The organism is Janthinobacterium sp. SUN128, assembly GCF_030587275.1.
GTDB classification, from domain to species: domain Bacteria; phylum Pseudomonadota; class Gammaproteobacteria; order Burkholderiales; family Burkholderiaceae_D; genus Janthinobacterium; species Janthinobacterium lividum.
Window position 1 is genome coordinate 2,834,266 of sequence record NZ_JAPWHY010000001.1, and the last position, 26,822, is coordinate 2,861,087.

At 63.4% G+C, this 26,822-nt stretch carries 28 protein-coding genes; 13 read left to right on the top strand and 15 right to left on the bottom strand.

Annotated features, from left to right (window positions below; translation table 11 throughout):
* Positions 1-69 precede the first annotated feature (69 nt).
* Positions 70-306: a DUF3820 family protein gene (locus tag O3297_RS12785; RefSeq protein WP_071076391.1), complete on the top strand. Its 237-nt coding sequence runs from the start codon at positions 70-72 to the stop codon at positions 304-306.
* A gap of 8 nt (positions 307-314) precedes the next feature.
* Here the strand turns inward: O3297_RS12785 and O3297_RS12790 are convergent, their stop codons facing one another.
* Positions 315-698, bottom strand: a complete 384-nt coding sequence (locus O3297_RS12790) for a glutaredoxin domain-containing protein (protein ID WP_070282182.1) — start codon at positions 696-698, stop codon at positions 315-317.
* Between the two features lie 124 nt (positions 699-822).
* On the opposite strand from O3297_RS12790, the gene O3297_RS12795 reads away from it, so the two are divergent.
* Positions 823-1,350, top strand: coding sequence for a hypothetical protein (locus tag O3297_RS12795; protein ID WP_305048874.1), 528 nt, complete (start codon positions 823-825; stop codon positions 1,348-1,350).
* A 51-nt stretch (positions 1,351-1,401) separates the two neighbouring features.
* On the opposite strand, the gene O3297_RS12800 is transcribed toward O3297_RS12795, so the two are convergent.
* The 3 genes from O3297_RS12800 to O3297_RS12810 all read right to left on the bottom strand — a co-directional run bounded on the left by O3297_RS12800 (position 1,402) and on the right by O3297_RS12810 (position 3,441).
* Positions 1,402-2,049, bottom strand: a complete 648-nt coding sequence (locus O3297_RS12800; RefSeq protein WP_305048875.1) for a GNAT family N-acetyltransferase — start codon at positions 2,047-2,049, stop codon at positions 1,402-1,404.
* A gap of 65 nt (positions 2,050-2,114) precedes the next feature.
* Positions 2,115-2,936: an APH(3')-I family aminoglycoside O-phosphotransferase gene (locus tag O3297_RS12805; RefSeq protein WP_305048876.1), complete on the bottom strand. Its 822-nt coding sequence runs from the start codon at positions 2,934-2,936 to the stop codon at positions 2,115-2,117.
* Between the two features lie 16 nt (positions 2,937-2,952).
* Complete coding sequence (locus tag O3297_RS12810; protein ID WP_305048877.1) at positions 2,953-3,441, bottom strand: Lrp/AsnC family transcriptional regulator; 489 nt, start codon at positions 3,439-3,441, stop codon at positions 2,953-2,955.
* 77 nt (positions 3,442-3,518) lie between these two features.
* Here O3297_RS12810 and O3297_RS12815 point away from each other — a divergent pair, with 77 nt between their 5' ends.
* Entirely contained in the window at positions 3,519-4,406 is an 888-nt protein-coding gene (locus O3297_RS12815; RefSeq protein WP_034779458.1) for a DMT family transporter, read from the top strand.
* A gap of 3 nt (positions 4,407-4,409) precedes the next feature.
* On the opposite strand, the gene O3297_RS12820 is transcribed toward O3297_RS12815, so the two are convergent.
* On the bottom strand, positions 4,410-5,633 hold the full coding sequence (locus O3297_RS12820) for an MFS transporter (RefSeq protein ID WP_176376161.1): 1,224 nt from the start codon (positions 5,631-5,633) through the stop codon (positions 4,410-4,412).
* Positions 5,634-5,731: 98 nt separating this feature from the next.
* Here O3297_RS12820 and O3297_RS12825 point away from each other — a divergent pair, with 98 nt between their 5' ends.
* Both O3297_RS12825 and O3297_RS12830 read left to right on the top strand, forming a co-directional pair.
* Positions 5,732-6,640: a LysR family transcriptional regulator gene (locus tag O3297_RS12825; protein WP_305048878.1), complete on the top strand. Its 909-nt coding sequence runs from the start codon at positions 5,732-5,734 to the stop codon at positions 6,638-6,640.
* A 73-nt stretch (positions 6,641-6,713) separates the two neighbouring features.
* On the top strand, positions 6,714-7,247 hold the full coding sequence (locus tag O3297_RS12830; RefSeq protein WP_092606096.1) for a DUF4256 domain-containing protein: 534 nt from the start codon (positions 6,714-6,716) through the stop codon (positions 7,245-7,247).
* Positions 7,248-7,258: 11 nt separating this feature from the next.
* Here O3297_RS12830 and O3297_RS12835 read toward each other — a convergent pair whose 3' ends face one another.
* Together O3297_RS12835 and O3297_RS12840 are read right to left on the bottom strand one after the other, a co-directional pair.
* A complete protein-coding gene (locus O3297_RS12835) occupies positions 7,259-9,415 on the bottom strand; it encodes a bifunctional diguanylate cyclase/phosphodiesterase (protein WP_099388371.1) in 2,157 nt (718 codons plus the stop codon).
* Positions 9,416-9,569: 154 nt separating this feature from the next.
* Positions 9,570-10,496, bottom strand: coding sequence for a LysR family transcriptional regulator (locus tag O3297_RS12840; protein ID WP_034749931.1), 927 nt, complete (start codon positions 10,494-10,496; stop codon positions 9,570-9,572).
* A 167-nt stretch (positions 10,497-10,663) separates the two neighbouring features.
* On the opposite strand from O3297_RS12840, the gene O3297_RS12845 reads away from it, so the two are divergent.
* The 6 genes from O3297_RS12845 (at position 10,664) to O3297_RS12870 (ending at position 17,498) form a co-directional block, all read left to right on the top strand.
* On the top strand, positions 10,664-11,365 hold the full coding sequence (locus O3297_RS12845; RefSeq protein ID WP_034779472.1) for a pirin family protein: 702 nt from the start codon (positions 10,664-10,666) through the stop codon (positions 11,363-11,365).
* Between the two features lie 28 nt (positions 11,366-11,393).
* A complete protein-coding gene (locus O3297_RS12850) occupies positions 11,394-11,780 on the top strand; it encodes a DoxX family protein (protein ID WP_034779474.1) in 387 nt (128 codons plus the stop codon).
* A gap of 156 nt (positions 11,781-11,936) precedes the next feature.
* Positions 11,937-14,177, top strand: a complete 2,241-nt coding sequence (locus O3297_RS12855) for a PhoX family phosphatase (protein WP_034779476.1) — start codon at positions 11,937-11,939, stop codon at positions 14,175-14,177.
* A 220-nt stretch (positions 14,178-14,397) separates the two neighbouring features.
* Complete coding sequence (ribA, locus tag O3297_RS12860; protein WP_034749940.1) at positions 14,398-15,051, top strand: GTP cyclohydrolase II; 654 nt, start codon at positions 14,398-14,400, stop codon at positions 15,049-15,051.
* 69 nt (positions 15,052-15,120) lie between these two features.
* A complete protein-coding gene (locus tag O3297_RS12865; protein WP_305048879.1) occupies positions 15,121-16,521 on the top strand; it encodes a serine protease in 1,401 nt (466 codons plus the stop codon).
* On the top strand, positions 16,518-17,498 hold the full coding sequence (locus O3297_RS12870; protein ID WP_070255585.1) for an FHA domain-containing protein: 981 nt from the start codon (positions 16,518-16,520) through the stop codon (positions 17,496-17,498). Before O3297_RS12865 ends, O3297_RS12870 begins: the two co-directional genes overlap by 4 nt.
* A gap of 92 nt (positions 17,499-17,590) precedes the next feature.
* Here O3297_RS12870 and O3297_RS12875 read toward each other — a convergent pair whose 3' ends face one another.
* Positions 17,591-18,247, bottom strand: a complete 657-nt coding sequence (locus O3297_RS12875; protein WP_305048880.1) for a CCXG family PEP-CTERM protein — start codon at positions 18,245-18,247, stop codon at positions 17,591-17,593.
* 514 nt (positions 18,248-18,761) lie between these two features.
* Between O3297_RS12875 and O3297_RS12880 the strand changes: the two genes are divergently transcribed.
* Complete coding sequence (locus O3297_RS12880; protein ID WP_034779482.1) at positions 18,762-19,100, top strand: MmcQ/YjbR family DNA-binding protein; 339 nt, start codon at positions 18,762-18,764, stop codon at positions 19,098-19,100.
* Here O3297_RS12880 and O3297_RS12885 read toward each other — a convergent pair whose 3' ends face one another.
* Entirely contained in the window at positions 19,101-19,721 is a 621-nt protein-coding gene (locus O3297_RS12885) for a TetR/AcrR family transcriptional regulator (RefSeq protein ID WP_034779484.1), read from the bottom strand.
* 91 nt (positions 19,722-19,812) lie between these two features.
* On the opposite strand from O3297_RS12885, the gene O3297_RS12890 reads away from it, so the two are divergent.
* Positions 19,813-21,027: an MFS transporter gene (locus tag O3297_RS12890; protein WP_305048881.1), complete on the top strand. Its 1,215-nt coding sequence runs from the start codon at positions 19,813-19,815 to the stop codon at positions 21,025-21,027.
* 3 nt (positions 21,028-21,030) lie between these two features.
* On the opposite strand, the gene O3297_RS12895 is transcribed toward O3297_RS12890, so the two are convergent.
* The 6 genes from O3297_RS12895 to O3297_RS12920 form a co-directional block, all read right to left on the bottom strand.
* The gene (locus tag O3297_RS12895) at positions 21,031-21,333 is read right to left on the bottom strand and encodes a hypothetical protein (RefSeq protein ID WP_070282169.1); all 303 of its coding nucleotides are present in this window, start codon (positions 21,331-21,333) and stop codon (positions 21,031-21,033) included.
* Positions 21,334-21,390: 57 nt separating this feature from the next.
* Entirely contained in the window at positions 21,391-22,566 is a 1,176-nt protein-coding gene (locus O3297_RS12900) for a PQQ-dependent sugar dehydrogenase (protein WP_305048882.1), read from the bottom strand.
* A gap of 113 nt (positions 22,567-22,679) precedes the next feature.
* Positions 22,680-24,677, bottom strand: coding sequence for a hypothetical protein (locus O3297_RS12905; protein ID WP_176384990.1), 1,998 nt, complete (start codon positions 24,675-24,677; stop codon positions 22,680-22,682).
* A 211-nt stretch (positions 24,678-24,888) separates the two neighbouring features.
* Entirely contained in the window at positions 24,889-25,389 is a 501-nt protein-coding gene (ispF, locus tag O3297_RS12910) for a 2-C-methyl-D-erythritol 2,4-cyclodiphosphate synthase (RefSeq protein WP_034779491.1), read from the bottom strand.
* Positions 25,390-25,406: 17 nt separating this feature from the next.
* Positions 25,407-26,108: a 2-C-methyl-D-erythritol 4-phosphate cytidylyltransferase gene (gene ispD, locus O3297_RS12915; RefSeq protein WP_305048883.1), complete on the bottom strand. Its 702-nt coding sequence runs from the start codon at positions 26,106-26,108 to the stop codon at positions 25,407-25,409.
* Between the two features lie 12 nt (positions 26,109-26,120).
* Entirely contained in the window at positions 26,121-26,816 is a 696-nt protein-coding gene (locus O3297_RS12920) for a hypothetical protein (RefSeq protein ID WP_305048884.1), read from the bottom strand.
* Between the last annotated feature and the right edge of the window lie 6 nt (positions 26,817-26,822).

Sequence of the window (26,822 nt, forward strand, 5' to 3'; positions counted from 1 at the left end):
AGATAGTTGCGCACAAATCAACAATAGAGCGGTCTGCTACACTGGCCGCATCCACACGGGATCACCACCATGAATTCAGAAAAACTGGCGCTGCTGGTCACGCGCGAAATGCCATATGGGAAATATCAGGGGCGCTTGCTGGCCGACTTGCCGGGACACTACCTGGGCTGGTTCGCGCGCGAGGGCTTCCCCTCGGGCGAATTGGGCAGCTTGATTGCGCTGATGTACGAGCTCGACCACAACGATTTGCGCGGCTTGCTCGACCCCTTGCGCACGCGCAAATCGCCGTGGCGGCCTGGGGAATAAGGCAGACCTTAAAACTGGCGCACCTTCTTTGCCAGCATGGCGCTGAACTCGCCATTTTCCACCAGCTTTTGCAGCTCGCTGGCGCCACCGATGAGCACACCGTTGACAAAGACCATGGGAAACGTGGGCCAGCCCGTCCACATCTTGAGGGCATTGCGGCGGTGCCACTGGTTCAAATAGCTGCCGTATTGCAGGTACTGGTAGGGCGTGCCCAGCACGTCGAGGATCTTGCGCGCCTTGCGCGGAAACGGATTGAGCGCCATGCCGACCACCACCACCTGGTGCGCGGCGATGGCCGCCTGCACCTCGCGCACGATGTCCTTGTGTTTGCTGCCGATCAAGGGGCGGGCGGCGGGATGGATCTGGGCTTCGTCAAGGATGGCGCGGGTCATGAAAGTCCTGGGGTGAGTGGCACGTGGCGTGCGGATCACGCATTGTGCCATGCGCACTGCGTGGCGTGCGCTACACTGCGCCTCTTCTCTTCTTCACGTGAAATGTATGCCAGCAATCCATCCCATGCTTGAATGGCGCCGCACCCGCCGCCTGATCGGCTCGTTTCTGCTGGCTGCCAGCTGCGCCAGCGCCCACGCCGCAGCCGATCCAGGCCTTGAAAGCGGCTTGCTCCATGCGCTGCAGCTGAAAAAGGGCACCACGGAAAGAGTCGGCACCTCGGGCAAGGCCATCCGGGCCTACATGCGCGAAGGCTACATCGGCAAGCACCCCGACCAGCGCGCCGACTACACCGATTACTACCTGCTGAAAAAGCCCGCCAGCTTCATGGGGCATGAACTGGTGCTCATCGAGGAAGAATACATCACGCAATACATCGGCTGCTGTGTCAGCCCCGGCGCCGGCATGACGGTGAAGGTGCGCGGCAACACGCAGAAGCTGCAAGCGTTCGCCCGCGCCCAGCGCTGCACCTTGACCGACCCTGTCGATATCCGCCATGCACTGAACGAAGTTGCCATCAAGACCCGGATGCCGAAAGGCCATTACGCGTCACTGAGCTGCCGGGAACGCGATGCCGAACGCGACGAACCGTGAGCTGTGCCATGGCCTGTCAGCATCCACGTACGCAAGTGCAATATCCTGGCCTTACATGATGGTTGCCGTCGAATACGGCGACTGAGTATGCCAGCCCAGGCTCGCATACAATTTCGACCCATCTTCCGTTGCCACCAGCACCCGGCGCGCACCGCCCGACCTTTGCCTGGCCGCCAGCGCGGCCATCAGTGCCCGCCCCAGCCCCCGACGCCGGTGGCCGGCTTCGGTGACGATGCGGTCAAACACAAAGACGCCCGCATATTCCACGGCATGGCCACTGGCGACAACAGCGCCATCGCCGGTCAGAATGCGCGCCGTCGTGATGGCCTGCGACGTCGTGACGTCAAGCAGGTACCCGGCCGGCAGAGCTGGCGCCTGCAGACTGCCTTCATGCGTCATGAAGAACCCTCCGGGTAGCAATTGCCATCGATCCGGCAAGAGGCGGAGCAATTGTTCTCCAGAGCCACACATCTTGATGAAAATATGCGGATGGTCAATCGAGGCTGCCAGCGCGCTGATGCCTGGCACAGGTCCCGAAAAAACATGGCGCCGGATTTCACCGGGCAAGCCCGTATCGACGCGCCAGCCGCCGTGATCCGGCACGGGCAACGCCAAGCCACGGGCAATCGAACGTGCAGCCAGCCAGGCAGCAAGAAGGCCAGGCTCAAGCAGACGCGAATTTTCTTGCTCACCCATCATTCAGCTCCCACATTCATCCTGCTGATTATCCCGGAACGCAGGCGGCGGCTACCCGCGGATCGCATTCAAAACAGCTCGTCGAGCAGCAAGTGATATTGCAGCTTGCCTTGATCGGCATCAAGGATCCCATATTGCCGCAACAACCTTTGCTGTAGCGAGGTGTCCAACTCACCGAGACCACGCCAGGCGATGGCCAGGTCCTGATAGCGGTCGGCGACGCCTGCCCGCCCCACATCGATGCAGCCGACGACGGCGCCTTCGTGCAGGAGGATATTGTCCAGCGAGAAATCGCCATGCGTGACGACGAGGTCGGGTGCGAGGGGTAGACACTCCTGCAGCGCCAGCCACACTTGCTCCGTTGTCCAGCCTGCCCGCCCGGCATCGAAATCGCCCGCATCGACCAGGCCCGCATCGATGCGCTGGCGCGCCTGGGGCAGCCGGACAGCATGGCCGGCGTCAAACGGGCAGTCGCTCACGGGCAGCGCGTGCAGGCGGCGCAGGAAGGCCGCCAGCGCGTCGACCACGGCGAAGCCCAGCGCAGGGTTCGCTTCCAGCAACGCTGACGCCGTTGTGCCTGGGATGGCCGTCATCAGCAGCCATGCCTGCTCCGGGTCTGCCACGCGGGCGAACTCGACCACGGCAGGCACGGGCAGGTATTGCGCCAGCCAGCGCAGGCGCGCCAGTTCATCGGCGATGTCGGCGGCGGCACAACCCCTGCCGTGCTTCATGTAAAGGTCCGGCACACCGTCCCTGCCATGCAGGCGGTAGACGGCAGCGTCCGACTCGCCGCCGCTGTCGCGCGCCCATTGATAAGCAGCCACGGCAGCGGACAGGCTGGCGGGCATGGCTGCCGTCACGGCGGCTTGCTTGCTTTTGGATAGCTTCATCTGCCTGGCCTTTTCTCTATCCCAGCGGCACGTACAAGCCCATCTTGAGACAGGTCAAGGCCACCGAGGTGCGGTAGCGCCGGATATTGTCGTCGCCGCCGAACAGGCGTTCCGTCAGCGCTTCGTATTCGGCCATGCTGCTGGCGCTTATGATCAGCAGGTAATCGGCCTCGCCGGTGATCCCGTAGCACTGCTGTATGGCAGGCTCGGCCATGATGCGCGCGCGCATGCCGGCCGTGCGCTGCGGGTGCTCGTCGTGCAAATGCACTTCCACCGTCAGGATCAGGGGGCGGCCCAGGCGGCTCGCGTCGAGCACTGCCACTTCATGACGGATCACGCCGCTCTCGCGCAGGCGGCGGATGCGCCGCTGCACGGCAGGTGCGGACAGGTGCACGGCCTGGGCGATTTCGCGCTGCGAGGTCGTGTTATCGCGCTGCAAGATGTCGAGGATCGCCAGGTCGAAGGCATCGAGGGCAAGAGAAGGCGTGAGCGAAAGTTGCGTCATGAAGGTCAAAATGCAGTGCAAATATCGGAGCAGACACAATAAACTTTCGCTATTCCGATATCAAGCCTTTTATCACCATGCCATTACGCCGCTATTCCTCGTTGATTCCCCTGCTGGCCATCCTCGGCTCAGTCACCTGCCTGGGACTGGGCACGTCATGGGCCAAGCACAGCCTGTTCCCGCTGGTGGGCGCACAGGGCACGACGGCCGTGCGCGTGGGCTTTTCCGCCTTGCTGCTGTTGCTGTTCTGGCGCCCGTGGCGCTGGCAGCTGAGCCGCGCCGACCTGCGCACCGTGGCCCTGTACGGCGCGGCGCTGGGCTTGACGAACCTGTGCTTCTACATGGCCTTGCGCACGATTCCGTTCGGCATCGCCGTGGCGATCGAGTTTTCCGGCCCGCTGGCCGTGGCCCTGCTCGCCTCGCGCCGCCCCATCGACTTCGTCTGGGTGGCCCTAGCCGTGGCGGGACTGGCGCTGCTGCTGCCGCTCGGCCACGACGTCAGCAACCTCGATCCTACCGGCGTGCTGTTCGCCCTGGGCGCCGCCGTCTGCTGGGCCTCGTATATCGTCTTCGGCAAGCGCGCCAGCCATTTACATGCGGGCCACTCCGTGTCGCTGGGCCTGGCCATGGCTGCCCTGGTGGTCGTGCCCGTCGGCGTGATGCACAGCGGCGCCGCCCTGCTCTCGCCTGTCGTGCTGGCCGTGGGGCTGGGCGTGGCCCTCATTTCCAGCGCCATCCCGATCTCGCTGGAAATGGTGGCCCTGAAGCGGCTGACGCCGCAAGCGTTCGGCATCATGAGCAGCATGGAACCGGCCGTGGCAGCCATGCTGGCGTACATCCTGCTCGACGAGCGCCTCGGTGCCCCGCAATGGCTGGCCATCGCCATGATCATGGCGGCATCGATGGGCAGCTCTTACATGGCGCAGCGCCAGAAACGGGCGCCGGCCGCCGCCGTGCATACCTGAACCTCAGTGCGCGGCAGCACCCGCCACATGGGCGGCCAGGTTCTTGCGCGCCAGCCACGCCAGCGGCAGCAAGGCGAGCAATGCGGCAGCCACGCCGGCCCACGGCGACGAGGCCATCAACTGGCGCGAGACCATCAGCGCCCCCAGCATGGAGCCGAAGGAAATGCCCAGGTTGAACGCGGAAATGTTCAGGCCCGAAGCGAAATCGACGGCTTGCGGCGTATAGCGCTCGGCCGTGGCCAGCATGCCGGCCTGCAAGGCGGGCGACAGGCCAAAGGCGAACACGCCCCAGACGAACAGCATCGCCGTCATCATCCATGGCGAGCTGATGCTCAAGGCAACGCCCGCTTGCGTGACGGCCAGCAACAGCAGCATCGCACGCAAGGCCTTTTGCCAGCCCAGGTGGCTGGTCAGGTAGCCGCCCGCCAGGTTGCCGGCAAAGGTGGCGACACCGAACACGATCAGCAAGGCGCTGGCCATGGTGGCGGAAAACCCCGTCACATCCGTCAGGATGGGCGTAATGAACGTGAACGCGGCAAAGCTGCTGCCAAAGCCGAACGTCGTCACGGCCATCATGGTCAGGATGGGGCCGCTGCCGAGGGCCGCCAGCTGCGTCATGGCCTTGCCGCCCTTGCCCTGCTGTAAGCCGGCCGGCAGCCAGCGCGCCATTGCCGCCAGACCCAGCGCAGCCAGCACGGCGACGGCAAAAAAGGGCAAGCGCCAGCCCATCAAATTGCCGAGGAAGCTGCCGAACGGCACGCCGATCACCATGGCCAACGTCAGGCCCGCAAACATCACGGAAATCGCCCTGCCCGCCTGCGCCTTGTCCACCAGGCTGGCGGCCACGGTGGCGCCGATGGCAAAGTAGGTGCCGTGCGCCACGGCCGTGATGACCCTTCCCAGCAGCAACAGTTCAAACGTATGCGAAAAGGCGGCCAGCAGGTTACCGGCAAGGAACACGCTCATCAATCCCAGCAAGGCCGCCTTGCGCGGCAGGCGCGACATCAGCAGCACCAGCAGCGGCGTGCCGATGGCCAGCGCCAGCGCATACAGGCTGACCAGCGAGCCGGCCGACTCGATGGAAATATGCAAATCCTTGGCAATGGTCGGCAGGATGCCGACGACGATGAATTCGGTGACGCCGATGGCAAAGGCGCCGACGGCCAGCGCCAGCACGCCGGGCGGCATCTTGCTGGCTGAAGTGGAAACAGGGCTTGCGGTGGTCATGGTATTTCTCCGGCAGAGTTCAAGCCAGCCAGTGTATCGATGGAAACGCTTTTGATATAGACTCCAATAATGGAAACACCTGTGAAATGGATTCAATAATGGCCAGGCAAGACATCAACCGCGCGTTCGAGATGGCCGTGTTTGTGGCCGTGGTGGAAACGGGCGCCTTTTCCGCCGCTGCGCGCCGCCTGGCCTTGACGCCGTCGGCCGTCAGCAAACTCGTCAGTCGCCTGGAAGCCCGGCTCGGCGCCCGTTTGCTCCAGCGCAGCACGCGCCAGCTGCACACGACGCCCGAAGGCGACGCCTTCTTCGTGCAGTGCAAGCGCATCCTCGACGATATCGATGGCGCCGAGCGCGAAGCGGCCCAGGGCGCCGCGCCGCGCGGGCGCTTGCGCATCAACTGCTTCGTGCCGTTCGGCGTGCGCCATCTGCTGCCCATCCTGCCCGAATTCGCGCAGCGCTATCCCGACATCGTGCTTGACGTGGTGGTCAGCGATGCCATCGTCGACTTGCTGGAAGACCGCACGGACATCGCCATCCGCACGGGCAAGCTGAAGGAATCGAACCTGGTGGCGCGCAAGCTGGGTGAAGACGCGATGATAGTCGTCGCCTCGCCCGCGTATGTGGCGCGCCACGGCCTGCCGCGCACGCCGCAAGACTTATCCACGCACAATCTGCTGGCCTTCAATTTCCGCTGCCAGAACGAAACCTGGCCCTTTCTCGATGAGGCGGGCCACACCGTGCAGGTGGCGCCGCAGGGCAATACCTGCGTCAGCGATGGCGAAAGCATGCGCCAGCTGGTGCTGGCAGGCATGGGACTGGGACGCTTTTCGCGCCAGCACGTGCTGCGCGATATCGAGCAAGGCGATTTGATACCCGTGCTGCAGGACTACAATCCGGGCGACAAGGAACTCGTGCACGCCGTCTTTGTGGGGCCGGGCTTGCAAGTACCGGCCAGGGTGCGCGTGATGCTCGATTATCTGCTGGAAAAAGTAAAACTGGGGTGAGCGCCGCCGACAAGCAGCGCGTCCTATAATCGGCCCTATCGTTGATATCGTTGAAACTTCAGGGAGCCGCGTCATGCACGATGACTTGATCCACACCTTGCAAACCCGCTTCAGCCAGCACATGCACCGCCATCCGGACTTGACGTGGGACAGCGTGCTGGCGCGGTTGAATGCCGCTCCCGCCAGCCTGGCCGCCTTGCAGCAAATGGAAGACACGGGCGGCGAACCGGACGTCATCGGGCATGCCGGCGACACGGGCGCCGTCACGTTTTGCGATTGTTCCGCAGAAAGTCCCATCGGCCGGCGCAGCCTGTGTTTCGATGCCGCGGCCCTGGCCGCGCGCAAGGCCAACAAGCCGGCCGGCAACGCGGTTGCCATGGCGCAAGCGATGGGTATCGCATTGCTGACGCAGGCGCAATACCGCCAGTTGCAGGAACTGGAACCGTTCGACCGCAAAACCTCGAGCTGGATCGCGACGCCCGACAGCATCCGGGCGCTGGGCGGCGCCCTGTTTTGCGACCGCCGCTATGAACAGGTCTTCGTCTACCACAATGGCGCCGAATCGTATTATGCGAGCCGGGGTTTCCGTGGACGACTCAAGGTCTGACAGCCGCTGGCTCAGGCAAGCTCTTCCAGCCGCAACTGCCGGCCTTCATCGAACATCAGCTCGAACTCGGCCGCCGGCACGGCCGGGCTGAACAGATAGCCTTGCAACTGGTCGCAACCGAGTTCGCGCAGGAAGCGCATCTGTTCGGCCGTTTCCACCCCTTCGGCGACGATTTCCTGGCGCAACTGCTGCGCCATGGTGACGATGGCGCGGGCGATGGCGCAATCGTTTTCCTCGAAGGGCAAGCCGATGACGAAGGAGCGGTCGATTTTCAAGGTACTGATGGGGAATTTCTTCAGGTAGGCCAGGCTGGAATAGCCGGTGCCGAAGTCGTCCAGCGCCAGCGCCAGGCCCATGGCCACCAGCTGGTTCATGATGTCGATCACCTTGTCGGCGCCGCGCATCAGCAGGCTTTCCGTGATTTCCAGCATGATCTGGTCGGGCCGCACGCCATAGCGTTCCAGCACGGCCGCTATGCGCGCAGGCAATTGTTCATCGAACTGGCGCGCCGACAGGTTGACGGCGATGGCCGGCATGTGCAGGCCCCGGTCTTCCCAGTTGCGGATCTGGCGGCACGCCTCGTCCAGCACCCAGGTGCCCAGCTCCAGGATCAAACTGGTTTCCTCGGCGACGGGGATGAAGACGCCGGGCGAGACCATGCCGCGCATCGGATGCTTCCAGCGCAGCAAGGCTTCCGCGCCGACGATGCGCCCGCTGGCCAGGCTCACTTTCGGCTGGTAGTGCAATTCCAGTTCCTTGTCGCCCAAGGCCAAACGCATTTCGCTTTCCAGTCGCAAATGTTCCTTGGCCCTGCGGTTCATGTCTTCGCGGTAAAACAGGAAGGTCGATTCGATGGTCTGGCTTGCCTTGGACACGGCCACGTCGGCAAAGCGGAACAGGGCCGGCGCTTCCAGGCCGTCTTCCGGATACACGGTGATGCCGATGCTGGCGCCCACGTGCAGGGCGTGCGTATCGATATTGATCGGCGCTTCGAGCAAATTGAGCAGCTTTTGCGCCACATTCGCCGCGTGTTCGCGCTTTTCGATATGCAGCAGGGCCACGACGAACTTGCTGTTGTCGACCCGCGCCAGGATGTCCGCGTCGCGCAGGGCGCCACGGAACAGCTGGCCGATGGCGATCACCAGCTGGTCGCCCACTTCATGGCCCAGCGTGTCGCTGATGGAACCGATGCGGCTGATGTCGATGACCATCAGCGCGCCATGCGTACCCTGGCGTTTCGCTTCGGCCAGGCCCTGGTCGACCAATTGGTTCAGCAGGCAGCGGTTGGGCAAGCCCGTCAGGCTGTCGTAGTTGGCCATGCGCTGCATGCGCGCTTCGGCATCCTTGTGCACCGAGATATCGGAAAACAGGGAAAACACGTGGCTGATCTCGCCAAATTCATCGCGCACGACGCTGATGGTGACGTCTTGCGGGAACAGTTCGCCATTCTTGCGCTTGCCGATGATTTCGCCGCGCCAGGAGCCGTGTCCCCGCATGGCGGCGCGCACCTTGGCGCGGAAATCGGGGTCGTGCACGCCAGAACGCAGCAAGTCCGGCGTGCGGCCGATGGCTTCTGCCGGCGAATAGCCGGTGATGCGGCTGAAGGAACTGTTGATCGAGACGATGCGCTCTTCCGCATCCGTGATCAGCACGGCTTGCTCGCTGTCTTCGATGATGCGCGCGTGCAACCTGACCTTGTCCACGTCGGACAGGGGCTCGCTCATGGCCGACAGGCGCACGGCCATGCCGCACGCCTTGCCGGCCTGGTCGTGGATCACGTGGCGGTGCATGCGCAACCACGTCACCATGCCCGACTTCTTGCGCCGGCGCACATCGGTGGCCACGTCGCCCTGGGTGAAATGCAGCTCCAGCACGCTCGCTTCCGCGTCGTCTTCCGGATACAAAAACAGGATGTGCTGGCCCAGCGCTTCCAGTTCGGAATAGCCGAACATCTGTTCGGCCCCATGGTTCCAGCCGATCAAAAAGCCATCGGGATCGATTTCCAGCAAGGCGTCGGCCGGCGCCACGCGCACCACGGGGCGGCTGGCGCCGCGCAGCCGCTCCAGTTCTTCCTCCAGCCGCGCCATGGTGGCGGCCTGCTGCGGCCCCGCCTGTTCACGGGCATCCTGGGCCAGGCGCAGGCACAGCGCAACCTTCGCCTCAAGCATGGCAACCCCACTCTAGAGCCAGGTCAGGGGAACATATCAGGGGCGCTGCGGTGTGTGTAATCATCAAAATCCCACTATGGGGCGTGGAGGTCGGGCGGGAAATACTGTGAATATGGTAACTTAAAAGTGTTGGCGTATGTCAACATTTTAAGGCCTACGCCGAATGGCCCGGCAGATGCTGCGCCAGGCGGGCAAACACATCCGGTTCGCGCATGCGCGCCATCCACCAGCGCAGCGCAGCGCCATCCTCCCCCACTCGCCAGGCCAGGTAAAACGTTTCCGACGGTTTCGGTTCTTCCACGGCCTTTTCCACCAGCAAGCCGCGCGCGATGGCGGCGCGGGCGCACGGCCCCGGCAGGAAGCCAAAACCCAGCCCCAGCACCTGGTAGTCGAACTTGACCTGCATGTTCGGCACGCTCAAGGCATCTTGCCCCAGCAACAGCCCCACCGTGCGCGGCGCCATCTGGCGCGCCGAATCGGCCACCACTACGGCCCGGTGCTGCTGCAGGTGGCCGCGCGACAAGGGTTCCCGCACCTGCGCCAGAGGATGCGTGGGCGCCACGGTAAAGACGAAGTCGAGCATGCCGATCGGCTGCGCGATATAGCCGCCGCCGGCCGGCCCGTCGCCGGGCGCGCCCACCAGCAAGTCGGCGCGCCGGTCCAGCAGCGCTTCCCACGTACCCGACAGGGTGTCCTGCGACAGGCGCAAACGCGTCTGCTGCGCCACGTCATAGAAGGCGCGCACGTCGTCGGCCAGGGCCACGGCGGAAAACATGGAGTCGATGCCGATGGACAATTCCGTTTCCCAGCCGGACGCCACTCTGCGCACGCGGTGCTCGAGGTCCTGCGCCGCCTTCAACAGATAACGGCCCTCCTTCAGCAATTCCTGGCCGGCCGCCGTCAGCATGACTTTCGGGCCATTGCGCTGGAACACTTGCACGCCCAGGTCGTCTTCCAGCTTGGCCACGGTATAGGAAATGGTGGACGGGACTTTATGCAACTCCTTGCCGGCCGACGAGAACGATCCGCGGCGGTCGATGGCGTCAACGATTTGCAGGGCTTCCAGGCTCAGTCTTAACATTCGATTTTTTCGATCATAGGTCGCAAGATTTTCCGTTTTTCTTTCTCTGCAGAGGGGCCTATACTTTGTTCATCGTACAGCGAGGGGCAGAAAAGACGCCACGGCACAGCGCCAGGCAACGGCCCTTCGAAATTATCGCACATTAACTTATAGAAACGGAGTCCACCATGTTACAGATTCGTCATAGCGAAGAACGCGGCGCCGCCAACCACGGCTGGCTCAATTCCCACCACAGCTTTTCCTTCGGCAGCTACCATGATCCGCTGCACATGGGCTTTGGCCCCTTGCTGGTGATCAATGAAGACCGGGTCACGCCAGGCCAGGGTTTCGGCACGCACGGCCACCGCGACATGGAAATCATTTCGTATGTGCTCGACGGCGCGCTGGAACACAAGGACAGCATGGGCACGGGCTCCGTCCTGCACTACGGCGATGTGCAGCGCATGAGCGCCGGCAGCGGCGTGCGCCACAGCGAGTTCAACCACTCGGCAACGGATGGCTTGCACTTCCTGCAGATCTGGATCCAGCCGAACGTGACGGGCATTCCGCCCAGCTATGAAGAGAAACACTTCACGCCGGAAAGCAAACGGGGCAAGCTGCGCCTGATCGCCTCGAGCGACGGCCGCCAGGGTTCCGTGCTGATCCACCAGAATGCGGCCATCTACGCCAGCATCCTGCAGGAAGGCGAACAGGCCGAACATGCGCTCGACGAAGGCCGCCTCGCCTATGTGCACCTGATCCGCGGCAGCCTGGTGGTCAACGGCACGCCATTGAAAGCGGGCGATGCGCTGAAACTGACGCAGGAAGCCAGCGTCATCATCACGCAGCCGGAAGACGCGGAATTCCTCGTCTTCGACTTACCCAAATAATTGATCAATATAGAAAAAGAGAAAAATCATGGAAAACAAAACCAACGTCTTGCTGCCCCTCGGCCGTGCCGCCCTTGGCGTGCTGTTCTTTGTCTCGGGCCTGCTGAAAATCGGCGGCTTTGCGGGCGTGGCCGGCTACATGGCCAGCCAGGGCTTGCCGATCGCCAATATTTTGCTGGTGGGCGTGATCGTGCTGGAAGTGGGCGGCGGCCTGCTGCTGATCACGGGCTGGCAGGCGCGCTGGGCGGCGCTGGCCCTGGCGCTGTTCCTGATCCCCACCACGCTGATCTTCCACGCCTTCTGGAGCGCCGACGCGGCCCACTTCCAGGACCAGTTGACGAATTTCCTGAAGAACCTGTCCATCTTCGGCGGCATGCTGTTGCTGGTGGAGCGCGGTTTTCGCCAGGCCAAATAAGGCCAAGGCTGCCTGACCGAACGGGCCCGTCATGGACGCGCCCCGCCCGGCCGGCAGCCTGTCACCGTTTTGTCATCAAGCTGACATGGCGCTGTCACATTCGACAACTATCATGCGGTTGCCTTTAAATCACGCAACCACAGGACATCGCAGCCCATGAACAAGCCCAACGATCTGGCCATCAGCGCCACCGATCTGAACGACATTGACAGCAACGCGTCCCACGACAACCACTTCAACAGCATCCTGAACGCCCGCCTGAGCCGCCGCAACTGGCTGCGCGGCAGCGCCGTCACGGCCGCTACCGCCGTCATGGGTTCGATGGGCCTGTCCGCTTGCGGCGGCAGCGATGCGGTCGCCATCACGCCGACGCCAACACCAACGCCCGAAAAACTGCTGGCCTTCACGGCCGTGCCGAAAAGCCTGGCCGACGTCGTGTCGGTGCCGGCCGGCTACACGGCCACCGCCCTGTATGCGCTGGGCGACTCGCTGCGCGCGGCGACGCCTGCCTACAAGAACGACGGCAGCGATACCGATTTCGACAACCGCGCCGGCGACCACCACGACGGCATGGAATACTACGGCCTCTCCGCCGCTGGCGCGCCGCTGGCGTCCGGCGCGGAACGGGGCTTGCTGGCCATGAACCACGAAGCGACCACGGACGAAAAACTGTCCTCGCACTTCCTGCACGTCAATGGCGGCACCACCACGCTGCCGCGTCCCGCCGCCGAAGTCGACAAGGAAGTGGCTGTCCACGGCCTGAGCGTGGTGGAAGTCAGGAAGACGGGCAGCGCCTGGGCCACCGTCAACGATTCCGCTTTCAACCGCCGCGTCACGCCGCTGACGGACATCGAGATTGCCGGCCCCGTGCGCGGCAACGCCCTCGTGGTGACCAAGTATTCGCCGACCGGCACCAAGACGCGCGGCACCATCAACAACTGCGGCACGGGCAAGTCGCCATGGGGCAGCTACCTTTCCGGCGAAGAAAACTGGGCCGGCTACTTCACCCGCTCGGCCACCGACAATGCGGCGCGCGGCGACAAGTCCGTCGCTTCGCTGAACCGCTATGGCCGCAGCCAGGGCGGCGCCTCGCGCCACGGCTGGGAAACGGGCGGCAGCGACGACAAGTACGCGCGCTGGAACCTGAGCAAGATCGGCGCATCAAGCAACGGCAGCGACGACTACCGCAATGAATTGAACGGCATGGGCTACATCGTCGAAATGGACCCGTACGACAAGACCAAGGCTATCCGCAAGCGCACGGCCCTGGGCCGCTACGCGCATGAAAGCGCCGCCTTCAGCGTGCCGGCCGTGGGCCAGCAGCTGGCCGTCTACATGGGCGACGATTCGCGCAACGAATACATCTACAAGTTCGTCACGACCGCCGTCTGGGCCGCCGCGGACGCCAATCCGGCCGACCGCATGGCCACCGGCGACAAATACCTCGATTCGGGCAAGCTGTACGTGGCCAAGCTGGCCGCCGACGGCACGGGCCAGTGGATCGAGCTGGCCATGTCGAACGCGCTGATCCAGGCGTACAGCGCCTACAAGTTCGCCGATTTGGCCGACGTGCTGGTCAATGCCCGCCTGGCGGCCGACGCCGTGGGCGCGACGAAGATGGACCGTCCGGAATGGTGCTCGGTCAATCCTGCCAATGGCGAGATTTATTACACGCTGACCAACAACTCGAACCGCACCGTCAATCCGAGCGGCTCGTCGCAGCTGGCGCCGGACAGCGCCAACCCGCGCGCCTACACGGACATGAAGGGCAGCAGCGCGCAGAACGGCAATCCGAACGGCCATATCATCCGCTTCAAGGAAGGCACGGGCGCGGCCGCGGCCACCAGCTTTACCTGGGATGTCTACCTGTTTGGCGCCGAAAGCGGCGCCGACGCCAGCAAGATCAACCTGTCGAACCTGACGGCCGATCAGGATTTCTCGAGCCCGGACGGCCTGGCCTTCAGCCCGTACACGGGCATCTGCTGGATCCAGACCGATGATGGCGCCTACACGGATGTGACCAACTGCATGATGCTGGCGGCCATTCCCGGCAAGGTCGGCGATGGCGCCAAGTCCACCCTGAACTACGCGACGGCGGCCGGCGGCAACCTGGCGGTCGACACCTTCATCGGCAAGAAACCCACTGCCGACACGCTCAAGCGCTTCCTAGTGGGACCGGTCGGCTCGGAAATCACGGGCATCAGCGAAACGCCCGATGGCAAGACCATGTTCATCAACATCCAGCACCCGGGCGAAAACACCTCGCTGGCGAATATCGGCGATCCGTCCAAATACACGAGCCAGTGGCCGGCCAACGCCGGCTATGGCGCCGGCAAGCGTCCCCGCTCGGCCACCATCGTGATCACCAAGAACGACGGCGGACGCATCGGCAGTTGATGTCCCGTGCCTGGCGGCGGCATCCGCCAGGCAAAGCCAGCAGTTCACCTTGTAAAAGGAGGAAGTGTCCCTAAGTAAGGCTTATCACCAGACATTGCGACGACCGAATGGCAGCCAGGGGAAACGTTTCCCTGCTTTTTGGTATGATGGCAAGGCGCGCCGGCACCGGAGTGGTGTCGCGCGCCTTTTATTTTTGATAATTACTTATATGAGCACAACCATGCAAAGCGGCGCAGACATCCTGGCGACAGGCGAATTGGATTACACGACTTCCTGCGCACTGCCGACGCCGTGGGCCCAGTTCACCCTGCACGCCTTTGTCGAGCACGCCACGGGCAAGGAACACCTGGCCATGGTGCTGGGCGATATCGGCAACGGCGAACCGGTGCTGGCGCGCGTGCATTCCGAGTGCCTGACGGGCGACGTGCTGTTTTCCCAGCGCTGCGACTGCGGCGCCCAGCTTGAAGGCGCCCTGAAACGCATCGCCGAGGAAGGCCGCGGCATCTTGCTGTACCTGCGCCAGGAAGGGCGCGGCATCGGCCTGATCAACAAGATCCGCGCCTACCGCCTGCAAGAGGCGGGCGCCGACACGGTGCAGGCGAATGAACAGCTGGGCTTCAAGGCCGACGCGCGCAACTACACCTTGTGCAAACCCATGTTTGCGCAGTTCGGCATCCACAGCCTGCGCCTGATGACGAACAACCCGCGCAAGATCGCCGCCATGGAAGCGCTGGGCATCACGGTGGCCGAACGGGTGCCGCTGCTGGTCAACCGCAACGCCTTCAACCAGCATTACCTGAATACCAAGCAAAGCAAGCTCGGTCACATGATGACGCCGGAAACGGCACCGGCGCTGGAAGACGGCGCCCTGTAGTGCCCCGGGCCGGTGCGTGCTCGATACCGCGCCGCGCCGGCCGCGCTCCTGCTCACGCACAAAGGATGCATGAAATTATCTAACTTCGCCTTCTTGCTGGCCAGCCTGAGCGCTGCCGCAGGCGCCCACGCGGGCCCAGCGCCTGTACCTGCCGCGCCAGCCGCGGCCCCCACCGCTTCGACTCCCCCCATCAAGCCGCCGCCGGCCACCGCCGCGCCAGCCGCCACCGAACATGCGGCCCTGCCGCCGCCCTCCTCGGCCGCACAAAAGCTGTACACGGCCGCGCGCGCCGACATCCTGCAAGTGCGCGTGCTGCTGAAGAACGGCCGCACGCAGTCGTCCGTCGGCTCGGGCTTTTTGATCGGCACGGGCGACCTGGTGGTGAGCAACTATCACGTGGTCTCCCAGTTCGCCCTCGACCCGGACACCTATGTGGGCGAATGGGTCGACACGAGCGGCCAGCGGGGCAATGTGGAATTGCTGGCCGTCGACGTGCTGCACGACCTGGCGGTATTGCGCGTGAACCGCCATGGCACGGGCTTCTTCAAGATGCCGGAAGGGCTGGCGCCGCTGACGCAAGGCCAGTACCTGTATTCGATGGGCAATCCGCTGGACCTGGGCTTCGCCATTTCGGAAGGTTCCTATAATGGCGTCGTCACGCGCAGCTTCTACGACCAGCTGATGTTTACGGGACCGATCAATTCCGGCATGAGCGGCGGCCCCAGCGTGACGGCAAATGGCGATGTGGCCGGCGTGAACGTATCGAAACGCCTCGATGGCGAACTCGTCAGTTTTCTCGTGCCCGCCCGCTATGCCCAGCAATTGCTGGCCAAGGTGGCGCAGCAAGGCAAGCCGCCGAAGGACTTCAAGCCGCTGGTGACGGCGCAGCTGCTGGCGCACCAGGAAGTCATGCTGGCGCGCCTGCTCGACACGCCCTTGAGCCTGAAAGCCATGGGCCCGTACCGCGTGCCCGTGCGCGAATCCAACCAGATGCGCTGCTGGGGCCGCTCCAACGTCAAGTCCGACAAACCCTATATGCTCGACAATACCAGCTGTGCCATGGAATCGGCCATCTTCATCTCCGGCGCCCTGCAGACGGGGCAGGTGTCGATGCGCCACGAATTTTTGCGCAGCAGCGAACTAGGGCCGCTGCGCTTTTCCGAGCTGGCCAGTGCCTCGTTCAAGAATGAAAGTTTCGGCAGCTACAAGAGCGCGCACCTGACGGGCCCCCATTGCACCGAACAGTTCGTCAAGAACAAGACCTTACCCTTGCGCGCCGTCCTGTGCGTGCGCGCCTACCGCAAGTTTACGGGACTGTACGACTTTGCCCTGCTGGCCGCCAGCACCGATGAGCCATTGATGAGCCTGCAAAGCCGCATCGACGCGCGCGGCGTGTCCTACGCCAACGGCATGCGCGTCACGCGCACCTTCCTCGAAGCGCTGTCGCGGGAAAGCGGGCGCAAGCCATGAAAGCACCATACTTCATCGAAATCCTCGCCGAGAATGGCGAAGTGCGGCAGCGCCAGCGCATGGCATCCCTGCCGATCCGCATCGGCCGCGGCTACGACAACGACTTCATCCTCGATGATGCGCATACGGCAGCCGCGCACGCCATTGTCGAGGACGACGGCGCAGGCGGCCTGCTGCTGCGCGACCTGGGCAGCCAGAATGGCGTGATCCACCGGGGCCAGCGGCAACTGCAAGTGGCCATGACCGGCAACAGCATCGTGCGCCTGGGCCACACGCGCCTGCGCGTGCGCGCCAGCGACCATCCTGTGGCGCCCGAACTGGGCGACACCACCCGGCATGACTGGGAAGGCTTGCGCCCCGCCGTCGCCGGCCTGGCCATGATCGGCGCCTCGGCCGCCTTCAGCAACTGGCTCAGCGATGCGGACGCCTTCGACCCGATTTCCTACCTGATGATCATCGCCTACGCGCTGGCCGGCGGCCTCGTGTGGGCGTCGATCTGGGCCGTGGCAAACCGCCTGTTCGGCCATGTGGCGCGCTTCGGCCGCCACCTGTTCATCATCGGCTGCGGCTTGCTGGCCATGGAGGCGTGGGAACTGGGCAGCAACATGGCGGCGTATGCGCTGTCGCTGGAAGTGCTGACGCGCTACGGACGGCACATGTTCATCGTCATCGTCTGCGCCATGATCTACTACCATTTGTGCACGATCAAGCCGCAGCACCCGCGCCGCTTCGGCCTCGTTGCCGTCGTGCTGGCCATCCTTGGCTCGACCCTGATCCTGCTGAGCAATTTGCAGAGCAGCGGCCGCCTGGCCGACGAGCCGTACATGTCCGTGATCTACCCGCCCGCCTTACGCCTGAGCCCGGATCACACGACGGACGCCTTCTTCCGCGATGCGGCCAGCCTGCAGCGCGCCGTCGATGCCGAGCGCGGCAAGGCGGCCAAGGGTGCCGACGAAGACGAAGACAGCGGCGATTAAGCCGCCGCCATGCAAAAAGCCCGCCGTGTCCTGACAGACCGGCGGGCTTTTTATCTCGCGCCATCAGGCGCGGCGAGGTCGGCGATACAAACTTAGAACTTGGATTCCTGCTTGCGGCGTGCCGTAAAGCCCAGCAAGCCCAGGCCGATCAGCAGCATGGCGTAGGTGGTTGGCTCTGGAACAGCCGAGATCAAGCCATCATTGGCGCCGAAGCTGACGAAATTGTTGTTGCCCGCCTTGAACTGCGCTTGCTGGCCGCCATCGCAGCAGCCTTCCAGGCCGTAGATACTCAGAGTATGGTTGCCGGCCGCCAGGGTGCTCGAACCGCTGAGGAACTGGCTGCCATTGTTGTAGTTGCCTGCCCACCACATGTCATTGCTCTTGAAATCCAGCGCCACGCCGTCGAGGAACAGGGCGCCGCCCTTGCCGAAATCGACGCCGCTGCGGAAGCTCCAGGTGCCCGCATCGGCCGCGCCGACGCCAAAGTTGATGACGGATTTGAAGGCGATGTTCGAGCCGCTGCCAAACAGGCCGCTGTTGTTGATGTTGTCATAGCTGGCAATCGTCGTCGAGCCATAACCGGCGCCAGGCGTGGCCACGGCGGCATTCACAACGGACTGGTAGTCGGCGGCGGAGCTTTGCGCGCCGGCGCCCGAATAGCCGGTGGACAGGGTGATGGTGCTGGCGTTCGCGTGGGCAAACACACCGACAGCGATCAGGGACAAAGCGATTTTAGGCAAGTTTTTCATGATGGTATCCAGTAAGTAAGTATTCAGTGGGCGCAGCAAGGGGCGCTGGAGCTGAATACACGCTGCATTGAGGCGTGTCGGCGTAGCGCTAGGGATTGCAGGAATGAGCGGTCGGGGGCATGGCTTCCGCGAAACAGCGCGGACTTGCGGCGTGCCATGGCGGCACTGCAAGCGTCCTGGAAAGGGTTCGGGTTCCCGGGACAAGGCCAGACAATTGACGGGTCAGGTAAGACGATGAAGCTATTCTAGCTCAAATTCCTTGGAAGAAAAGTATTTTTCTTTTAACCATGAAAGATATTTTTATGGCAAGCACCTATCCAGTGGCAGAAAAAACCCATCCCTCACTCTGGAGCGGCGACCATGCGCGGCACGTGACGTGTCGCGGCTGCACCACAGACCAGTCCGTCAGTGTCGCATCTTGCGCATTTCTTTTCGCATGCCTCTGCACCACGGGGTGAAACAGCATGGCAAAATGCAGTCACGCTGCTATCTGTCCGATGAGGGGGAAAGAGGAATGGTCGACCTGGAAGAACTACGCTATCTGGCACTGTCGTTTCCCGACACCACCGAGGAAGAACACCACGACCGTCCGGCGTTCCGCGTGGGCGGGAAGATCTTTGCCACCCTGCCCGATGACGAGCACATCAACGTGCTGCTCGATGCGGAAGCGGCGCACATCGCCACCGTCATCACGCCATCGGGCTGCGAGAAACTCTGGTGGGGAGAACGCCTGGCCGGCATCACGGTGCGCCTGGCGGACGCCGAGCTGGACATGCTGGCCGCCGCCCTGACGGCCGCCTGGCGGCGCAAGGCGCCCAGCGACCTGGCCAAGACCATCGCCCCGACAGGATAGTTACAGCGGCCAATTGCGCAGCAGCAATCCCACCATTTGCTGCAACTGCTCGCGCGATACGCCGGCCGCCGCCTGGATGGCCATGCCCTGCGACAGGGTCACGACAAAACGCGCCTGCTGCTCCGGGCAGGAATCGGGCGGCAAATCACCCTCTTCCCTGGCGCGCCGCAAGCGGTCGCGCAGCTTGATTTCACCGCGCAGCCGGCGCGCAAACAATTCATCGCGGATCGGCAAGGCATCGTCGCTGCAGGCAAGCGCCGCATTGACGCCCATGCAGCCGTGCGGACCGTCCGGCATGGTTTGCGCGTCGACATATTGCGTCAGCAAGGCTTCCACCACCTGGCGCGCCGTCGGCTGCTCCAGCGCCGCGTCGAAGAACCGCATGCGCGTGTCGCTGTAGCGTTCGAGCGCCTTGTGGAACAATTGCTCCTTGTTGCCGAAGACGGCATACAGGCTGGGCCGGTTCATGCCCATGGCTTTCGTCAATTCCGGCAGGGAGCTGCCTTCATAACCCTTTTCCCAGAATACTTTCATGGCGCAATCGAGCGCCTGATCCGCGTCAAACGTGCGTGGCCGCCCCGTTTTCGCCTTGACCGCTTCCTCATTTTTATCTTGTTTCATACCGTTCGGTAAAAAATTATTGACAACACTGTCCGCCTTCCCTGATTATATACCGACCGGTTAAAAACCTCCCGGCTTTTCAGGAACCCCTATGCACACACCTTCCAACGCTACTGGCGACGATACCACCGTGGCGCCATGGCTGGCCGTCTTATCGGTCGGCATCGGCGCCTTCGCCCTCGTCACCTCCGAATTCCTGCCCGTCGGCCTGCTACCCGCCATGGCGGCCGAACTGGCCATCAGCAAGGGCCAGGCGGGGCTGATGATCACCACGCCCGGCATCGTTGCCGCGTTTGCCGCCATCTTTGTCACCGTCGGCTCGGGCCGCCTGGACCGCCGCATCGTGCTGCTGGCTCTCACGGCCCTGCTGGTGGCGTCGAACCTGCTGGTGGCGCTGGCGCCGTCGTATGCGTGGATACTGCTGGGCCGCGCCATGCTGGGCGTGGGCGTGGGCGGCTTCTGGGCCATCGGCAGCGCCATCGGCCCGCGCCTGGTGGCGCCGCAGCATGCGTCGCGCGCCATGTCCATCATCTTCGCCGGCGTCTCGCTGGGCACGGTGGCGGGCGTGCCGGCCGGCGCGCTGGTGGGCGAGCTGGTGGGCTGGCGGGTCGCTTTCGGCGCGGCCAGCGCCATTGCCGTGCTGGTCTTCCTCGGCCAGCTGTTGCTGCTGCCCAAGCTGCCGCCGACGCAAGCCATCCGCCTGCGCCAGTTGCCGATGATTTTCGGCATCCGCAAGGCCAGGCTGGGCCTAATCGCCACAGCCATGATCTTCACGGGCCAGTTCGCCGCCTACACGTATATCGCGCCGTTCCTCACGCAAATCTCGCACCTGGCGGCCGGCACGGTCAGCGCCATGCTGCTCGTGTATGGCGCTTCCGGCTTCATCGGCAACCTCGCGGGCGGCTGGGCTGCCGGCCGCTACGAACGGGCCGCGCTGATGGTGACGGGTGCCGTGCTGGGCTTGTCCACCCTGGCCCTGGCCGCGTTCGGCAGCCATTCGCTTACCGCCATGCTGCTGGTGGCCGTATGGGGTTTCGGTTTCGGCGCCATGCCGATCGCCGTGCAGACGTGGATGTTCAAGGCGGCGCCACACCTGATGGAAGGCAGCAGCGCGCTGTTTGTCGCCATCGTGCAAGTGTCGCTGGCGTCGGGCGCCTTGCTGGGAGGCATGGCCGTCGACCGGCTGGGCGTATCGAGCGCGATGGTGGTCGGCGGCCTGTTCGCCCTCGGCTGCGCCTTGACGATCGCCATCTTTGGCAAGCCACAGGCCAACCCCAAGGCTGGCGCGGCCTGCGTCACATCGTAGGAATCAAATGCGGCCGCGGCGGAATTCGCCAAGGAATTTCGTCACTTCGGCCGGCGTCATCACGACGTCCGCATCGCCGTGATACGCATACAGGAAGGGCGTGCCGCCCAGGCGATCCGTCAGCTTGGCAAAGAGCAGAAAGCGGCTGCCCAGCGGGTAGCGCTGCAGGTCGACGAGGCGGCGCGAGCACTGCACGGCCAGCTCGGGCGAAAAAGCCTGGCCCGGCACGGGGCGGATTTCCACGCGGCCATCAATGGCGCGCGATTCGACGGCGACGTGCCGGTATGCATAAGTATCACGGGCCATGCCGCCACCTTGAATGAAGTAAAGGCGCCATCTTAAGCGAAGATGGCGCCTGCCGTGCTACTGCGCCACGATGCGCAGCAAGCGGCCATTGTCTTCATCCGTCAGCGCATACAGATAGCCGTCCGGCCCCTGGCGCACGTCGCGCACGCGCGCGCCGATGGCCAGGCGGTCCTGCCCCGTCACCTTGCCGCTGGCATCGACGGCGATGCGGCGGATATCCTTGGCCGCCAGGCCGCCGCTGAAGATGCTGCCGCGCCAGGCGGCAATCTTGTCGCCCGTGTAGACGGCCAGGCCCGACGGTGCCGGCGACGGCACCCAGGCCACGCTCGGATTGAGCATGCCGGCCACTTCATGCTTGCCGACCGGTTCATGCGTCGTGTAGTCGGCGCCATAGCTTTGCAGGGGCCAGCCGTAGTTGCCTCCCGCCGCCACCAGGTTCAGCTCATCGCCGCCATACGGACCGTGCTCCGTGGCCCACACGCGGCCGGAAACAGGATCGAGCGCCAGGCCCTGCACGTTGCGATGGCCATACGACCAGATTTCCGGCAAGGCACCCTTGGCGGCCAGCGGGTTGCCAGGTGCCGGCTTGCCGTCTTCCGTCAGGCGCAGGATGGAACCCTGGTGCGTGGCCAGATTCTGTGCCTGCTCGCGCGCCAGGCGGTCGCCGATGCGCAGCGGCGGGTTGCCGCCATCGGCCACGCTCATCAGTAAAGTGCCGTCCGGCAGCCACAGCAGGCGCGAACCGAAATGCTGGCCGCCGCTCTTGTCCGTAGCGACCTTGAACAGGGTCTGGATGCCCGTCACCTTCTTGCCGTCGAACACGCCGCGCACCAGGGTCGTGCGGTTGGCGTCATTGTTGCCGGTCGACACCGTCATGTAGACGCGCTGCTGCGCCTTGCCCGCATCCTGCGGGTGCAGGACGATATCGAGCAAGCCGCCCTGCCCGCCCGTAAACACCTTGGGCATGCCTTCCAGCGCCACGTCGCTAAAAGTCTTTCCATTCAGCAGATGCAATGTTCCCTGCTTGCTGGTGACGAGCGCGCGGCCCTCGCCCAGCCAGGCGATACCCCACGGCTGGCGCACGCCCTGCGCGACGGTCTCGGCCTTCCAACCCTGTTTCGCGGCAGGCGGCTCGCCCGTGGCTTGCAGTTCGGCGTGGGCAGGCATGGCCAAGGCCGCGAAGGCTCCCAGCAGCAATGCGGTGGCAAGGCGTGTGCGCTTGATGATTGGCATCGGGAATTCTCCTGTGTCGTCAATAAAAAAGGCGGCCGCGATGGTCTTTGCCATCGCGCCGCCTTTAAAAATAGCACAGATTACCAGGTAGACGCGCCGCCTGGCAGAGGCTATCAGCGATAGATCAGATGGTACTTGACGCGCGGCGTATTTTTCTGGGATCCGCCCGTTTGGACCAGCGCCACCGGATCGCCGGCCGCCGTATGGAAAATGCCGATGCCATAACTTTGCTCGCCGCCAATCACCGGCAGACTGACACTGCCTGCAGGGAAGAGCAGTTCGCCGCTATATTTCTTGTAATTGGTTTGATATACCTTATCGTAGGCTGGATAAGCGTAGTCAAGCGAGCTTTCCATCAGCAGCACTTCCGCTCTGGCAGGCGAATAACTCATCGATTGCATGCTGTTGCTGCTGCCACTGCTTGAGCCAAAGGTAAAGCGCCCCATGTATTGCAACGTGTCAGTATTAAAGTAGCTACCGTTTGAGGCAAACAATATATCTTCCTTCGGCGATAGGAAGAACGGTGACGAAATGTAATAGTCGCTATACACAGTGCTATTGGTGAGGATGGCGTGCGTTTGCGGGTCAATAGTGAAATACGAGAGCGTCGCGTAATTACCCTGCGAGAGAAAGGCCTTGTTCTTCGATGCCGCAAACACACCGCGCAGGGCGCCATAGAAACCACTATTGGCAAACTCAAGCGAAGGCAATGACTGTCCCGTACGTGCGTTGATAACAGCAACAGCGGGCCGCGCATATGAAACAGTCGATTGACCTGAGAGAAATACTACGCCGGCGTTGGTAACGAATACTTCCGTCTGCATGCCTCCAGTGCCAGTCGATTTCAACAGGCTCCCCGACACCAGATCAATCAGACTGACCACGCCATCATGCAACACAGCAGCCAGTTTGCCGTCCGGACTCAGATTGAAGGCATTGACCGCTGTCGGCAGATCAATGCCGGTGGTCGCACCATCGACCGGATTGATGACTTTGATGGCGTACGGCTCCGCCGTGACCACGACCAGACGGTCGACAGCCTGGCTATAACGCATCTCAACCGGCTTGAAAGGCAATGCGACCACGCGCGAAGTCGACGTGACCGCATTGATCTTCAGGTACGCTACCGCCGTCTGGCGGCCGTTGCTCACTGTCAGCGACAACACGTAAGCACCAACCACGTCCGGCGTGAATGCAGGAATCGCAGCCGTCGCTTCGCCTACAGCGGCAACAGAACCGGACGGACGGGTATCAACCGCCCAGGCATAGCTCAGGGGTGCGCCACCCTCGTCATAGCTCAGGATGCCGCTAGTGACCACCGGCTGACCTATCGGCACCGTCTGCGTGTCGCGGCTGATAACAGCCACCGTACCGCGAATGATGCCGACCGGTGCCCTGTTGACGGCACTGATCTGGTACACCGTGTCGGCATATGCGCCCTTGCCATCGGTAGTGTGGGCGCGGACTTGGTACATGCCCATCACATCGGGCGAGAAGACGGAACCTTGGCCGGTGACATATAGCGTGGACATGCTGTCAACCGGCTTTGTTATCAATTGCCACGTCGTACTGACGACGTCGCCGTCAACATCCGTACTGCCCGAGGCGTCAAGCGCCACGCCAGAACCGACCGACACGGTCAGGAGTGGCTGATTCACCGGCACCGCTGTAAAGGTTGCCCGAATCACAGTGACCGGATTCGGTGGGGTATTGTCGGCAATCACAGTAACGCTCTTTTCGGAAAACGCACCCTTGCTGTCCGTCACACGCAAATTGAATACATAGCTACCCAGTACATCGGGCTTGATACTGAGCTTGGGACTGGTGGGAGTAACTGGCACATAAGCGCTACCAGCAGGTTTGGCGACCAGGCTCCAGATATAGCTGAGCACGTCGCCTTCCGCATCGCTGCTACCAGACGCATCGAGTACCACATCAGCGCCTGTGGTGACGGTAGCATCGGCGCCGCTGGCGCCAGTACTGACCGTACCGGCAAAGAAGACAGCGGCTTTTGGCGCCGTGTTAACCGGCGGCGGCGATACGGTATCGTTTCCGCCGCCACCACCACCGCTACCGCCGCCACAACCGGCCAGCATGGCGATGGCCAACATACCCGCTCCCAACCAGCGCGTGGTTGGGCCCTGCATACGACTACGCATATGATTCCGTTCTTTCAATATTTCCCGTGGTTATAAAGTGACGTCTTGTCGCGTCCGAAAAAGCGGACAAATATTATCATGACAATAACGTTAAATTTTCACCAAATTTCAATTTGGAAATATTAATTTTCAGGAATCCTTAAAAAGGAGCTGCCGGGTACGCTCAGGCGCGCAGCAGCAAGGCCACGGCTTCGGCCGCGATGCCTTCTTCACGGCCCAGGTAGCCCAGTTTTTCATTCGTCTTGGCCTTGATGTTGACCTGGCCCACACTCACGCCCAGGTCTTCGGCCACGTTCGCGCACATGGCGGCGATGTGCGGCGCCATTTTCGGGCGCTGGGCGATGATGGTGGCGTCGATATTGCCGATGATATAACCGGTCGCTTGCACGCGGCGCGCGGCCTCGCGCAGCAGGGTGCGCGAATCGGCGCCCTTGAACTGTGCGTCCGTGTCGGGGAAATGGCGGCCGATGTCGCCCAAGGCGGCGGCGCCGAAGATGGCGTCCGTGATCGCGTGCAGCAGCACGTCCGCATCGGAATGGCCGAGCAAGCCCAGGTGATGGGGGATTTTCACGCCGCCGATGATCAGGTCGCGGTTTTCCACCAGCGCGTGGCAGTCATAGCCCTGGCCGATGCGGAAAGGCAGTACGGGAGTCGTTGTGTTCATGCGGGTCTCTGTAGAATTCAAGGGTTGGCCAAATACAGTTCGGCCGTGTATATGTCGCGCGGCAAGGTCACCTTCAGGTTGCGCGGGTGGCCTTCAACCAGCCTGGGTGCCAGGCCCAGCGCTTCGACGGCGCTGGCGTCGTCCGTAATCGCTTGCGGGTCGGGCGCTTCGGATAAGGCCTGGTACAGCAGCGCATAGCTAAACATTTGCGGCGTCTGCGCCAGCCATAGATGATCGCGCGGCACCGTCTGCGCCGACAGGCCGTCCGGCCCCGTCCGCTTGACGGTATCGACTACGGGCAAGGCCAGCAGGCCGCCGGCCGGGTGGTCGCCCACCTCGCCGATGAGCTTTTCGATCAGGGCCGGCGTCAGGCCGGGACGCGCCGCGTCGTGCACCAGCACCTGGTCGTGGGCACCGATGCTGCCGTGCACGGCCTGCAAGCCATTCAGGATCGTCTCCATGCGCGTGGCGCCGCCGCAGCGCAGCACAGTCACGCCCTGCTCCGGCACGACCGTGTCGATCACGCTATCCTCCGCGCTGACGACGACATACGTGTGAGCGATCAGGGGGCTGGCGAGAAAGGCGTCGAGCGCGTGGCGCAGCATGGGTTTGCCGGCGATAGGTAAGTATTGCTTGGGACTGCCCGCTTCCATGCGCGCGCCCACGCCGGCGGCGGGGATCAGCGCAAAATAACGGACGGTGTTCGGTGCTGCTGTCATGCCATTCCTTGTCTAGTTGGCGGCGGCTGCCTTGCCCGCCAGGATGTTCTGGATTTCGCCCTTGCACGCCTTGCTCAGGCGCGCATATTCTTGCGGAGAATCGATGGCCGCCTGCAAGGTTTCCACCTTGCGCATTTCAGCCTTGATATACGGCAACCAGCCCGTGTCAATCTCGCGCGCCAGCGCCGCCTTGGCCGTGCCGCTGGGCGCATACAGGGGCCGCGCCTCGAAGCGTTTGGCCAGCGCCGCGCGCACGGTCTTTTCCACGCGCGGCAAATGTTCCATATAGGTCTTCATGTGCCGCAGCTCGTGCGCGAGTATCTCATCATACGCGCAAGTGCCGGGGGCAAACTCGCGGCCGATATAGATCACCACGGGCGCATACGTGAGGGACACGGTAATCTGCGGCGCCACGCATTCATAGCCGCTGGCCGGGTCTTGCAGCATGGGGCCGGCCAGGGCGATGGCCACGCGCGAATCCGTCTTCGTCAATCCGAGTACCCAGGTATTGGCGCGCGCCGTGCCCTTCATGACGGTCAGGGCCTTGTACGGCAGATGCGTGTCGATGCTGTAGCCATTCTGCTGCGCCGTCAGCACGGACACCGTCTTGCTGATCGTGTCTTCGCAGCGCACCTGGAACGGCGTGCGCGCGGCCCCGTGCGCGCCCAGGCTGGCAGACGCCAGCAGCAAAAAGAGAGCCGCGCGCATGTGCGG